Origin of the sequence: Limnohabitans sp. 2KL-1, assembly GCF_003063435.1 — a bacterium.
Taxonomy (GTDB): Bacteria; Pseudomonadota; Gammaproteobacteria; order Burkholderiales; family Burkholderiaceae_C; genus Limnohabitans_A.
The window spans coordinates 98158-111388 of record NZ_NESL01000003.1 but is presented as its reverse complement, the minus strand read 5'-3'; the positions used below and the strand labels follow the sequence as shown (position 1 = coordinate 111388).

General features: G+C 61.4%; 12 protein-coding genes. 6 read left to right on the top strand and 6 right to left on the bottom strand.

Features of this window, described 5'->3' with window-relative positions; translation table 11 throughout:
• Positions 1-38: 38 nt before the first annotated feature.
• The 4 genes from B9Z47_RS08625 to B9Z47_RS08610 form a co-directional block, all read right to left on the bottom strand.
• Positions 39-3224 (bottom strand): efflux RND transporter permease subunit, encoded by a 3186-nt coding sequence (locus B9Z47_RS08625; protein WP_108330855.1) that lies wholly within the window; start codon positions 3222-3224, stop codon positions 39-41.
• A gap of 12 nt (positions 3225-3236) precedes the next feature.
• Complete coding sequence (locus B9Z47_RS08620; protein ID WP_108330854.1) at positions 3237-4361, bottom strand: efflux RND transporter periplasmic adaptor subunit; 1125 nt, start codon at positions 4359-4361, stop codon at positions 3237-3239.
• Positions 4358-5017 carry a TetR/AcrR family transcriptional regulator gene (locus B9Z47_RS08615; RefSeq protein ID WP_108330853.1) on the bottom strand — a complete coding sequence of 220 codons (660 nt, stop codon included), beginning with the start codon at positions 5015-5017 and terminating at the stop codon, positions 4358-4360. Before B9Z47_RS08615 ends, B9Z47_RS08620 begins: the two co-directional genes overlap by 4 nt.
• Before the next feature lie 176 nt (positions 5018-5193).
• Positions 5194-6381 carry an acyl-CoA dehydrogenase gene (locus B9Z47_RS08610; protein ID WP_108330852.1) on the bottom strand — a complete coding sequence of 396 codons (1188 nt, stop codon included), beginning with the start codon at positions 6379-6381 and terminating at the stop codon, positions 5194-5196.
• 101 nt (positions 6382-6482) lie between these two features.
• Between B9Z47_RS08610 and B9Z47_RS08605 the strand changes: the two genes are divergently transcribed.
• From B9Z47_RS08605 to B9Z47_RS08580, 6 genes are all read left to right on the top strand, one after another.
• On the top strand, positions 6483-7370 hold the full coding sequence (locus B9Z47_RS08605) for a LysR family transcriptional regulator (RefSeq protein ID WP_108330851.1): 888 nt from the start codon (positions 6483-6485) through the stop codon (positions 7368-7370).
• Positions 7371-7461: 91 nt separating this feature from the next.
• Positions 7462-7995 carry a peptide-methionine (S)-S-oxide reductase MsrA gene (msrA, locus tag B9Z47_RS08600; protein WP_108330850.1) on the top strand — a complete coding sequence of 178 codons (534 nt, stop codon included), beginning with the start codon at positions 7462-7464 and terminating at the stop codon, positions 7993-7995.
• An 84-nt stretch (positions 7996-8079) separates the two neighbouring features.
• Entirely contained in the window at positions 8080-8319 is a 240-nt protein-coding gene (locus B9Z47_RS08595) for a hypothetical protein (RefSeq protein WP_108330849.1), read from the top strand.
• A 25-nt stretch (positions 8320-8344) separates the two neighbouring features.
• Complete coding sequence (locus B9Z47_RS08590) at positions 8345-8716, top strand: DUF2946 family protein (RefSeq protein WP_108330848.1); 372 nt, start codon at positions 8345-8347, stop codon at positions 8714-8716.
• Positions 8717-8794: 78 nt separating this feature from the next.
• The gene (locus B9Z47_RS08585; protein WP_108330847.1) at positions 8795-10855 is read left to right on the top strand and encodes a TonB-dependent receptor; all 2061 of its coding nucleotides are present in this window, start codon (positions 8795-8797) and stop codon (positions 10853-10855) included.
• A gap of 82 nt (positions 10856-10937) precedes the next feature.
• Entirely contained in the window at positions 10938-11894 is a 957-nt protein-coding gene (locus B9Z47_RS08580) for an AEC family transporter (protein ID WP_108330846.1), read from the top strand.
• A 37-nt stretch (positions 11895-11931) separates the two neighbouring features.
• Here B9Z47_RS08580 and pdxH read toward each other — a convergent pair whose 3' ends face one another.
• Positions 11932-12564, bottom strand: a complete 633-nt coding sequence (pdxH, locus tag B9Z47_RS08575) for a pyridoxamine 5'-phosphate oxidase (RefSeq protein ID WP_108330845.1) — start codon at positions 12562-12564, stop codon at positions 11932-11934.
• Positions 12565-12585: 21 nt separating this feature from the next.
• Entirely contained in the window at positions 12586-13200 is a 615-nt protein-coding gene (locus B9Z47_RS08570) for a gamma-glutamylcyclotransferase (protein WP_369911943.1), read from the bottom strand.
• Between the last annotated feature and the right edge of the window lie 31 nt (positions 13201-13231).

Genomic DNA, 13231 nt, shown 5'->3' with positions numbered 1-13231 from the left:
TTTTACTCCAGTGGGTCTTGTTCAAATATCGCAGGATTTTAAGCGGCGGGCGTGTCGTGTCCCTGACGGCTGGGTGCCAGACCAGCTTTGCGGCGCAGCCACTGCGCCAGATCGTCCATATAGCAGTACACCACGGGCACCACCACCAGGGTCAGCAAGGACGAGGTGATGACCCCGCCGATGACGGCCTGGCCCATGGGGGCACGTTGTTCGGAGCCTTCAGACAAGGCAAAGGCCAGCGGCACCATGCCGAAAATCATGGCCAGCGTGGTCATCAAGATGGGACGAAGGCGCACCTTGGCCGCCATCAACAGGGCCTCGTGGCGGGCCATGCCGGGGATGCGGCGGCCATCCGTGTCCGTCTGGTCTTCCCGTGCCCGGATGGCAAAGTCCACCAGCAAGATGGCGTTTTTGGTGACCAGGCCCATGAGCATGATCACCCCGATGATGGAGAACATCGACAAGGTGGAGCGGAACACCAGCAGAGCCAGCACCACGCCGATCAGGGTCAGCGGCAAGGCGGTCATCAAGGCCAGAGGTTGCAGGAAGCTCTTGAACTGGCTGGCCAAAATCATGTAGATGAAAATCACCGCCATGACCAAGGCCGACAGGGCGTAGCCAAAGGATTCGGCCATGCTTTTGGTCGAACCGCCAAAGCTGTAGCGGTAACCGGGCGGCAGGTTCAGGCTGTCCATGGCTTTTTGGATGTCGGCCGACACCTCTCCCGCTGCGCGTCCGAACACGTTGGCGTTGATGGCCACTTCGCGCATCAGGTCGCGCCGGTTGATCTGGTTGGAGCCAGTGGTTTCCGTCACTTGCGCCACCTGGCCCAGGCGCACGATGCGCGGGCTGCCGTCGGCCGTTGCACCCACCACAAAGGGCAGGCGTTCCAGGTCTTGCGGGCTGTTGCGTGCGACGGGCGACAGGCGCACGTTCACGTCATAGGTCTGGTCGTCGGGTGCGCGCCAGTTGCCCACGGTTTGTCCGGCCACCAGGGTGCGCAGCGGGCCTGCCAGCTGCGCCGTGCCCAGGCCCAGGTCCGAGGCCGAGTCCTGTTTGATCTGCACACCGATCACTGGCTTGTTGGGCTTGACGCTTGAATCCAGATCCACCAGACCGGGAATGTCACGGATCTTGGCCAACGCCTGCAGGGCCAGGCGTTCGAGCTCTTTCTGGTCCGGGCCTTGCAGCGAGAACTCGATTTGCTTGTTGCCGCCAATCGCGTCGAGCAAACCCGCATGCGTGACCGAGATGCCGGGCACCTGCTTGAGACGATCGCGCAGCACAGCCGACATCTGGTCGGCATTGCGGCTGCGCTGCTTACGGTCCACCAGGCGAATGTAGAGGTTGACGTTGTTTTTGCCCTGCGCGTTGGCGGTGTTGAGGGTGCTCACCGTGTAGCGCACCTCTGGAAAGCTGCGCACGATGGCCTCGACCTGGCGGGCCTTGGCCTCGGTGGCTTCGAGCGAGGTGCCCACGGGGGTTTCAAACTTGACCGAGGTTTCGGAAAAATCGGCCTTGGGCACAAACTCGGTGCCCAGCAGGCGCGTCATGAACACGCTGGCCACAAAAATGCCCAGGGCCAGCAAGACGGTCGATTTTTTGTGCACCAATGCCCAGCGCAGGATGCCCTGGTAGCCGTCGGCCAGTCGGTCGGTGCTGCGGTCAAACCAGCCCGTCACGCGGCCAATGGTTTTGTCGTACCAGCCGACAGGCGCATGGTTTTGACCATGCGCCTCGATGCTGGGGTCGTGCCAGATGCTCGACAGCATAGGGTCGAGCGTGAAGCTGACGAACATCGAGATCATCACGGCCGCCACGATGGTGATGCCGAACTCGTGGAAGAACTTGCCGATGATGCCTTCCATGAAGCCGATGGGCAAAAACACCGCCACGATGGACAAAGTGGTGGCCAGCACGGCCAGTCCGATCTCGCTCGTGCCGTCCATGGACGCGTTGAACGCGTTCTTGCCCATTTGCACATGGCGCACGATGTTCTCGCGCACCACGATCGCGTCATCGATCAAGAGGCCCACGCACAGCGACAAGGCCATCAACGTGATCATGTTGATGGTGAAGCCGAACATCTGCATGAACATGAAGGTGCCGATCAGCGAGATCGGCAGCGTCAGGCCCGTGATGACGGTGGAGCGCCAGGAGTTGAGGAAAAGGAAAACGATCAGCACCGTGAGGATGGCGCCTTCGATCAGGGTCTGGCGCACATTGTTCACCGACACGCGGATGGGCCGGGAGTTGTCGGTGATGGGTTCGAGCTTCACGCCCGCAGGCAACTGGTCCTTGAGCTCGGCCACGGTCTTGATCAGGCCGTCGACCACCTGGATGGTGTTTTCATCCTGCGACTTTTGCACCGACATCAAGAGCGTGCGCTGGCCGTTGTAGAGCGCCAGGTTTTCCAGCTCTTGGGCACCGTCTTGCACCGTGGCCACTTGCGACAGGCGGATGGGGCTGCCGTTCTTGCGCGCCACGATGATGCGGCCGAAATCTTCGGGCCTGGCCATGCGCGAGCTGATCTGCACCATGCGCTCTTGCTGCAGCGAGCGGATGGCACCCACGGGCAAGTCCTGGTTTTCATTGCGCACGGCGGCCACCACCTGCTCGGCGCTGACGCCCAGCGCTTCCATGGCAGCCGGTTGCAAATACAGGTTGATTTCACGGCGGCTGCCGCCCACCAGGGTCACCGAGCCCACGCCGCGCACGTTCTCCAGGCGTTTTTTGAGCACCTGCTCGGACCAGTTGGTCAGCTCTACCGCGTTGAGTTTGTCCCCTTCGGGAATGACGGCCAGCGACCACACGGCGCGGCTGGACGGGTCAAAGCGCAGCACCCGGGGTTCTTTGACTTCGGTGCGCAGCAAGGGGCGCAGCGAGGCGACTTTTTCGCGCACATCTTCGGCGGCTTTGCGGCCATCGATCTGCAGTTGGAACTCGATCACCACCACCGACTGGTTTTCGTAGCTGCGCGAGGTCAGGGCGCTGATGCCCGCGATGGAGTTGACGCCTTCTTCGATTTTCTTGGAGACTTCGCTTTCCACAATTTCGGGGGAAGCACCGGGGTATTCGGTGGTGACCACCACCACCGGGAAATCGATGTTGGGAAACTGGTCGACTTTGAGTCGCTGGAACGAGAACAAACCCAGCACCACAAGGGCCAGCATGACCATGGTGGCAAAAACCGGGTTTTGCAGACTGACGCGGGTGAACCACATGCTGTTCGCCCTTTATTTGGCGGTGGCCGTGAATTGGACCCGCACGCCTTCGCGCACCGACCCCACACTGCCCACCAGCACCTGCATGCCTTCGCTCAGGCCTTCAACGGCCATCAGGCTCTGGCTATCGCCTTCGCTGCGTGCGCCGGGTTTGACCGTGACATGCACGACTTTGCCGTTTTGAAGCACCTGCACATAAGGCTGGGGTTTGTCGGTGCGCACGCTGCTCACCGGCACCGCCAGTGCCTGCACACTCTGGGTGCCCAGACTGCCCTGGGCAAACAGACCTTGGCGCATGCCTTCGCGGCCCTTGACGCCTAAATAGACCAAAACGCTGCGACTGCCGGCCTGGGCACTGGGATTGATGCGCAACACCCGCGCGTCCACAGGTTCGGCCAAGCCCTCGACCTGGAGCCGGGCTTGCATGCCCACCCGCACCTTGCTGGCATCGCTGGCCGGCAGTGCGGCTTCCAGTTCCAGTTGAGACAGGTTGACCACCTCGACAATGCGCGCTTCGATGGCCACCCGTTCCCCCGGCTGGGCCAGACGCTGGGCCACCACGCCCGCCATGGGGGCGCGCAGGGTGGCATCGTCCAGGGCTTTGGTGGCCACATCCAGTGCCGCCACGGCAGCCATGTGGGTGGCTTTGGCACCACTGAGCGTGGCTTGCGAAGTGATCAGCGCGGTTTGCGAGATGAAACCCTGGTTCACCAGCGCCTGGTTGTTGTCCAGCTGGCGCTGGGCAATGTCGACTTGGGCCTTGGCCGCCTCGGCTTGCTGCTGTGCCTGGCGTGCACGGGCCTGGAACTCGGTGGGGTCCACGCGGGCAATGACTTGCCCCGCTTGCACGCTGTCACCCTCGCGAACGGTCAGGGCCATCAATTCACCCGCGACACGGGCCTTGATGACGGCGCTTTGGCTGGCCTTGAGGGCACCCGACACCGGAATGCCGAGGGTCAGGGTTTGCGTTTGGGCGGCGAACACATCGGTGCTGGCCAGTTCGATGGTGGGCACAGCCGCTGCAGGGGGTGTTGCCGGCGCGGGGCTGGCTTGGCGTTGGCTGGCCCAACGCACGCCGCCCGCTGCCAAAACGGCGACGGCCACGGCCGACAAAATCCATAAAGTTGCTTTTTTCATATTGTTATTGTTTCAGGAAATGACAGCCCACGCGCCATCAATCGCGCGTGCTGTGAAATAAAGGCTTCGGGGTCGATCTGGTCTTGGCTGGGACAGCAAGGACCCATGGAATGCTTCCACATCACCAAAAACAAGAGTGGGGCCATGACCGAGTGCAAGACCAAATCCACGTTCATGCCCCGGAATTCGCCCCGGTCAATCCCGCGCTGCAAGGCGTTGCGCACCAAAGCGTGTGCCGGTGCAATCGCCTCACGTTGAAAAAAAACCGCCAGGTCGGGGAAGTTGTTGGCTTCGCTCATCACCAGTTTGGAAATGCCGGATGCTTTGGTCGCCCCGTAGCGGTGCCACCATTGCAGCATCATCCATTCCAGCAGTTCACCGGTGGGGCCCTGAAATTGGGCCACTTCGGCAGCGCCTTGGGCCACAGGGGCCACCACGTTTTCGCGCACCACGGCCTTGAACAGGTCTTCTTTGCTGGGGAAGTACAAAAACAGGGTGCCCTTGGACACGCCCGCACGGGCCGCCACTTCTTCAACGCGGGTGGCGGCGAAGCCTTTTTCCACGAACAGGTCCAAGGCCGCCTCAAGCAGTTCGCCTGGGCGGTCTTGTTTGCGGCGTTCGCGTTTGTGGGGGGCAGGGGGGTCGACGGGCTTCACAAAGACTAATTAATGACTGACTGGTTAGTAATGTAAGCTTTGGGCATGCCTTCGTCAAGGCGATGGCGTATCTTTCAGGGTGAAGCGCAGATCAAGGAGGAAGAACACCTTGTTCATGCGCATCAAACAAGAAGGGCTGCCAACTGGCAGCCCTTCTTGTTGTGGGAGGTCTGGCCTCAATTGGCGAAGGCGGCAATCCCGGTGATCGCCCGGCCCAAAATCAGGGCGTGCACGTCGTGCGTGCCTTCGTAGGTGTTGACCACTTCCAGGTTCACCAGGTGGCGGGCCACGCCGTATTCGGCGCTGATGCCGTTGCCGCCCATCATGTCGCGCGCCATGCGGGCAATGTCCAGCGCCTTGCCGCAGCTGTTGCGCTTGAGGATGGAGGTGACTTCGACCGGGGCGTTGCCCGCATCCTTCATGCGGCCCAGCGCCAGGCAGCCCTGCAGGCCCAGGCTGATTTCGGTCAGCATGTCGGCCAGTTTTTTCTGGATCAGCTGGTTGGCGGCCAAGGGACGGCCGAACTGCTGGCGGTCCATCACGTACTGACGGGCGCGCAGGTAGCAGTCTTCGGCCGCGCCCAATGCGCCCCAGGCGATGCCGTAGCGAGCGCTGTTCAGGCAGGTGAACGGGCCTTTCAAGCCACGCACTTCGGGGAAGGCGTTTTCTTCGGGGCAGAACACCTCGTCCATCACGATTTCACCGGTGATCGAGGCGCGCAGACCGACCTTGCCGTGCACCGCAGGGGCCGACAGGCCTTTCCAGCCTTTTTCCAAAATGAAGCCACGGATCTGGCCGCCATCGTCCTTGGCCCAGATCACGAACACATCGGCGATGGGGCTGTTGGTGATCCACATCTTGGCGCCGCTGATGCTGTAGCCGCCGTCCACCTTTTTGGCGCGGGTGATCATGCTGCCGGGGTCCGAGCCGTGGTTGGGTTCGGTCAGGCCAAAGCAGCCGATCCACTCGCCACGGGCCAGCTTGGGCAGGTATTTTTGCTTTTGGGCTTCGGTGCCGAAGTCGTTGATCGGCACCATCACCAAGGACGACTGCACGCTCATCATGGAGCGGTAGCCTGAGTCCACGCGCTCGACTTCGCGGGCCACCAGGCCATAGCAAACGTAGTTCAGGCCTGCGCCGCCGTACTGCTCGGGGATGGTGGGGCCCAGCAGGCCCAGCTCGCCCATCTCGCGGAAGATGGCCACGTCGGTGGTTTCATTCAGGAACGCGTCTTTCACGCGGGGCAGCAGTTTTTCCTGGCAGTAGGCGCGGGCGGCCTCCTGCACCAGGCGCTCGTCGTCGGTGAGCTGGGCGCTGAGGTTGAAGGGGTCTTCCCAGTTGAAGGTGTTTTTGGGGTTGGCCATGTTGGAGGTCTCCGTTTGAAAAATCTTGAAGCCGATTGTCAGGGCGAGATGAATAGTTGTCTAATATTGATTATCGATTTATCAATACATTTTTTTAATACATGGAATTCCGTCATCTGCGTTATTTCTTGATGCTGGCCGAAGAGCTGCACTTTGGGCGCGCCGCCCAGCGCTTGTCCATTTCCCAGCCACCGCTCAGCCTGAACATCCAGCAGCTCGAAGCCTCGGTGGGGGCGCAGCTGTTCACCCGCAACAGCCGGGGTGTGCAGCTCACGGCGGCGGGTCAGGCTTTTGTGCCGGCCGCCCGGGCCTTGCTGGCGCAGGCCAGCGCGGCGGCGCGGGAGGCGCGGGATGTGGCCGAAGGTCAATCGGGCCAGCTGCACATTGGCTTTGCCGGGACCATGCTGTACTGCGGTTTGCCGCAAATCCTGAACCGTTTTCAGGCCAGTCACCCGCGCTTGCGTCTGGTGTTGCGCGAACTCAGTTCGACCGAACAGCTGTCCGAGCTGTTGCGCGACCGGCTGGATGTGGGTTTTGTGCACACGCCCCGGGTGCCGCCGGGCTTTGAGCAAATTCTGGTGGTCAGCCAGCCTTGGGTCGCGTGCTTGCCCGTCAGCCACCCCTTGGCCGGCGAAGCTGGCGTGGCCCTAGAACAACTGCGCGGCGAAAACCTGGTGGTGGTGTCGCGCACCGTCTCGCCCGATTACCACGAGCGCATCCTGATGCTGTGCGAGCAAGCGGGCTGGATGCCGCAAGTGGTGCACGAGTTGCGGCACTGGCTGAGTGTGGTGTCCTTGGTGTCGCAGGGGCTGGGGGTGGCGCTGGTGCCCAAGGCCTTGCAGCAATCTGCGCTGGCGGGCGCAGTGTTCGTGCCGCTGCGCGAGGTGGATGTGCGTTACGACACGCGCTGTCTGTGGCGCAGCGACCGAGACCAGACGGCGCTGGGGGACTTTGTGCAGGCGGTGCAGGCGGGGCTTGTGGGCAACTGATAATCCAAATTGCCTGGGGTGGGCTTGGTGGGCGCATCTGTCACCCGGACTTGATCCGGGGTCCATCTTCAACATCGTAAAAGGAACAAACATGACAGAAACATTGGTTTTGGGCGGTGGCTGCTTTTGGTGCACCGAGGCGGTTTTCGTCAAGGTGCGCGGCGTGACCGATGTGGAGTCGGGTTACTGCAACGGCCAGACCGTGGCACCCACTTACGAAGAAGTCTGCACCGGCCGCACCGGACACAACGAGGTGGTCAAGCTCGAATACGACACCGCACAAATCAGCACCCGGGAGTTGCTGGAAATCTTTTTTGTCATCCACGACCCGACCACGCTCAACCGTCAGGGCAACGACACAGGCACACAGTACCGCAGCGGTATTTACTTCACCACCCCCGAGCAGGGCAAGGCGGCGCAGACACTGATGGCCGAGTTGGCGGCGGCCCACGCTTTTGGCAAGCCCATCGTGACCGAGGTGCTGGCGCTTGACAACTACAGCGCGGCCGAGGATTACCACCAGGACTTTTTTGAACGCAACCCTTACCAGGGCTATTGCATGGCCGTGGCTGCGCCCAAGGTGGCCAAGTTTAAGAAGACGTTTGAGCGTTTGGTGCGTGAGTGACAATATCGGCTGTCAATGTCAGCTGATACCCCACTTGAACGCTATTGCTGCAACGGTGATCAGCCCATTTTCGAAAGGAAATCCATGAACAAAATAGCCTTTTTTCTCGTTGTCCTGAGCTTTTCTTGGGGGGCCTCAGCCCAACACGGCAGCAAAGAAACGCAAGAAGACATCTCGCGCCACCGCGCCATGGCCGAGGCGCACGAGGCGGCAGCCAAATGCCTGGAATCGGGTAAGAAGCCTGAGCAATGCACCAAGGAATTGCAAACCGCTTGCAAGGGTTTGGCCTTGGGCAAGAGTTGCGGTATGAAGCACGTCCACTGATTGCTTGCAGCAAGACGGATTCGAAATGAGCTTTGCGCGTTCCCGACTGCCCACCTGGCTGAATTTTCTGCTGGTCTGGGCCTTGCTGTGGGCGCCAGTTTGGGGGCAGTGGCACGGCATCGAGCACAGCACCAAGCTCATGCTTTCTGCCCCCGAGAGCCTGCATGAAGCGCATGCTCATCAAGACGAAAGTGCCGACCCTCTGGGCCATGAAGCAGGCTCAACGCTTTGTCAGGTGCTCGACCACCTGGCCCACGCCGACCGGCTAAGTGCATCGAGCACGGCGTGGTCGGCCCCGATGGTGCCCACCCAGGCCCCTATCTTTCGGCTTGCTTTTTCTCCGGGCCATGAGTTTTGGTCCCCAGCGCAAGCCCGTGCGCCTCCTGCGCTGATTTGAACTCCCGATCCTGGTTTGCTGGCTTTCCGTCCGTGACGGAAGGCGCACGCCCGTTCCTGTCTTTCAAATCGCATCTTTATGACCCATTCTTTCCAACATTCGGCCCTGGCGTATGCCTGCTTGGCCACACTCTCCTTTTCTCATTCTGTGGCCTTGGCGCAAACCGCTGCACCAGGCGTGCCCAGCGAAATCGTCATCACCGGCAACCCCTTGGGACGCGACACCACCACGGTGCCCGTCAATTCGCTCGGCCGTGCCGATTTGCTGGAACGCGGGCAAAGCACTTTGGGCGAAACCCTCAACGGCTTGCCGGGCGTGTCCAGCACCTACTTTGGCCCCAACGCCAGCCGCCCCATCATTCGGGGCCTGGACGGTGACCGCATCCGGGTGCTGAACAACAGCGCATCCAGCCTGGATGTTTCTGCCTTGAGCTATGACCACGCTGTGCCTTTGGATGTCCTGTCCACCGACCGCATTGAAGTTTTGCGCGGCCCCGCCGCCTTGCTTTATGGCGGCAGTGCTGTGGGTGGCGTGGTCAATGTGATCGACAACCGCATCCCGCGCGAAGCCATGTCGGGGGTGCTGGGCAAAGCCCAAGTACAGGCGGGCACCGGCAATGACGAACGCAGCGTTGCCGGCCTGGTGGAGGCCGGCAACGAGCGCTGGGCATTGCATGTGGACGGTTTTGACCGCCGAACAGGCGATGTGAGCGTGCCCGTGTCACTTGAATGCAGCAAACCGGGTTCGCTTGCAAATGCTCGGCGCATTTGCAATTCGGCCAGCGAATCACGAGGCGGTGCGATCGGCGTCAGCACCTTCTGGGCCAACGGCTATTTGGGCGCATCGGTCAACAGTTACCAAAGCGATTACGGCACAGTGGCCGAAGACGAAGTGACGATTGGCATGAAGACCACCCGTTATGCCTTGGAAGGCCAGCTGCGCCAAATGCCAGGCTGGTTTGAAAGCGTCAAGGCCCGCTTGGGCTACACCGATTACCTGCACACCGAGTTTTTCAATGGGGGGGCAGAAACCGTTTTTTCCAATAAGGGCCAAGACCTGCGAATCGAGGCGCGGCATCGTTCGCTATCAGGTTGGCAGGGCGTGCTGGGTGTGCAGGCCGATTCGAGCCGCTTTTCTGCTGTCGGCGACGAAGCCTTTGCGCCCTTCAGTCGCACCCGCAGCCAGGCGCTGTTTGTGCACGAAGAGTTGCCGACCACTTGGGGCCAAGTTACTGCTGGAGCGCGTTGGGAGTCGGTGCGGGTGGAGTCCTTGGGCAACCCCGATTTACCGCGCTTTGACGAGGGCATCGGTGCCAAGAAGTTCACACCGTTCAGTGTGGCTGCGGGTGCTGTCTTCAAGCTCACGCCCACATGGTCTTTGACAGGCAATGCGGCCATGACGCAGCGTGCGCCCAAAGACTACGAATTGTTTGCCAATGGCCCGCATCTGGCCACAAATGCATGGGAGATCGGCCACAAAGAACTGGGCTTGGAAAAGTCCAACAGCCTGGATGCAGGTGTCCAGTGGAAATCGGGCCCAGACAGCCTGAATGTGACGGCCTTTGCCAGCCAGTTTTCCAACTACATCGGCTTGATGAACACCGGCGAGTACCGAGACGAAGAGGGCGAACCCGTCGGACCTGCCTCAGCGAATGACCCAGGCGTTTTGCCGCTGCAGCGCTACCAAGGCGTCAAGGCCCGCTTTTACGGTTTGGAAGCCAGCGGTCGCCAGCGTCTGTGGCAAAACACCTCGACACTCGATCTCGATGGGCGTGCCGACACCGTGCGGGCCACCAACGAAAGCACGGGAGAGGCATTGCCCCGCATTGCCCCGATGCGCTTGGGTGCAACGCTGGTTTATGGCCAAGGCCCCTGGAGCGCCAAGCTGGGCGCTGACTGGTATGCCGCGCAAAAGCGTGTGCCCGAAGGCAGTGTGGCCACCGGCGCCTACACCCTGGTCAATGCCAGCGTTTCCTACCGCCAAAAGCTGGACACCACCGTGCTGCAGTGGTTTGCCCGTGTGGACAACCTGACCGATGAACTGGCCTACAGCGCCAGCTCGATCCTCACGAGCACGGCTTTTGGCAAGTCGCCTTTGCCGGGGCGCAACTTCAAGCTGGGGGTTCAGGCCAGCTTCTAGTGACACGCGTGGCGCTGCTGTAGTGGCGGCGCTACGTGGTTTCCGCTGAGCAAGGGCGCTGGCTGGCCGGGATAATCCCGCCATGAACCTTGATCACCCCGTCCTGTCCTCTCTGCTGCCTGTGGTGTTGCTCATCTTCATTGGCTTTGTGGCGGGCAAAGCCAAGCTGGTGCGCGGTGAGTCGGTGCGGGATTTGTCCAATCTGGTTTTTTTGGTGCTGACCCAGGCCTTGCTGTTTCGCACCATGAGCAGCGTGCACATCGAGCAGCTCGACTTCAAACCCGTGGCGCAGTATTTCTTGGTGGCAGGCACTTTGTTTGTGGCCATGCTGTGGGTTTATGGCCGCAACAGCCGGGCATCGGTGCTGGCGCTGGCCAGCATTTTCAGCAACACCTTGATGATTGGCGTGCCCTTGATTGGGCTGGCCTACGGGCAAGAAGGGCAGGTGCTTCTGTTCACCTTGATTTCATTGCACGCCCTGGTGCTGCTGAGTGCCGCCACGCTGGTGTTGGAGTTGCAAGTGGCTCACGAGCAGGCGGCGGTGTCGGGTGAGCGGCGGCCCATCTGGCGCACCGTGGCATCGGCCATCCGCAACGCCGTCATTCACCCGGTGCCGCTGCCGATTTTGGTGGGCTTGGCTTATGCGCAAACGGGCTGGGGGCTGCACCCCATCGTGGACAGGCCGCTGGCTTTGCTGGGCAGTGCTTTTGGGCCCGTAGCCCTGGTGTTGGTGGGCATCACCTTGGCGCTGACGCCCATCGGGCAACAGTTCGGTCTGGCGCTGCGTCTGTCGCTGGTCAAAACCGTGTTGCACCCCATGCTCATGTTGGCGGCGGGTTGGTTGCTGGGTCTGCGGGGGCTGCACCTGGCGGTCATGACCGTGGCGGCTGCCTTGCCGATTGGTGCCAACGTCTTTTTGTTTTCGCAGCGTTACCGCAAGGAAGAAGACGCCGTGACGGCGGGTGTGGCCGTGTCCACTGCCATGGCGGTGCTGAGCGTGTCGGCGGTCATGGCGGTGCTGCCCTTGTTGCCCGCCTGATCCGGCCTGCCCTGGTCGACAGCAGGGTAGTCCAGCTTCAGGGTGCCAGCCGCTCGCGCAACCACCGGTCGCCATCCTGCGTGTAACGCAGCCGGTCATGCAAACGGCTTTTGCGGCCTTGCCAAAATTGCCACTGGTCGGGCACCAAACGGTAGCCGCCCCAGTGCGGTGGGCGTGGCGGCTGCAGCATGAACTTGGCGGCGTATTTGGCGGCGTTGGTCACCAGCACGCTGCGCCCGTCAATCACCTGGCTTTGGGGCGAAGCCCAAGCGCCGATGCGCGAGTCCAGCGGGCGGCTGTGAAAGTAAGCATCGCTTTCTTCGTCACTGACTTTCTCGACCCGGCCTTCGATGCGCACCACGCGTTCCAGCTCCACCCAGTGAAACTGCAGTGCGGCAAACGGGTTGCCCGCCAGTTCCTGGCCCTTTTGGCTGTCGTAGTTGGTGTACCAGACAATGCCGCGTTCGTCATAGCCTTTGATCAGCACCACGCGTGTGCTGGGGCGCAGGTTGCTGGCCACGGTGGCCAGCGTCATGGCGTTGGGCTCGGGCACTTCGGAGGCGATGGATTCTTGCAGCCATTGCTCAAATTGCTTCAAGGGGTTGGCGTGGGAGGCGTTTTCGTTGAGCTCGGCTTTTTCGTAGCTCTTGCGCAGGTCGGCGATGTTCATCTTGTCAGTATAGGCAGGTCTTCAGTCTGCATGGCGCAGCAAAGCCGCCAAGGCCCGATCTTCGATGCCATGGGCACGCAGGCTGTCGTAGGTTTGTTTGGCATAGTCCAGCGTCGTGCCAAAACGGCCGCAGGCTTTCTGAAAGATCTGCCGGTACGTTTGAGCGGGCAAATGCCCCGTGAAACTGGCGCTGCTGCGGGGAAGGGTAAAGGCCAGCGCTTTGACCGGCCCCTGCGGTGTTGCGCAAGTCAGCCAGCAGGGGGTGTAAACGTCCATGGGCATCTCGCGTTCCCAAAGCCGTACCAATACCTCGTCGGCCTGTGCTTGGGGAATGCGATAAACCACACCCTGACAACTGCCCCCGGGCAACAAGGCAAACACCAGGCCCGGACATTCGGGGCTGCCCCGGTTCAGACGGCTCCACATTTTCAGGGCGCGGTGCCATCCCCAGACGCGGCTCAGGTGCTGCTCTGTTGCCACGAATTCGGGCCGCCACAGCAGCGAGGCATAGCCGAACACCCATAAATCCTGGCCCGCAGCTTGTGCGCGAAAGCGGTCAAGCAAGTCACCCTGAAATCCCGCACAGGCCATCGTGGGAGTCGGCTGAATTGGGGTATCCAAGGATGTGTCAGTCATGTGCAAAGAGGCCCTATTACAATCTCGCCAC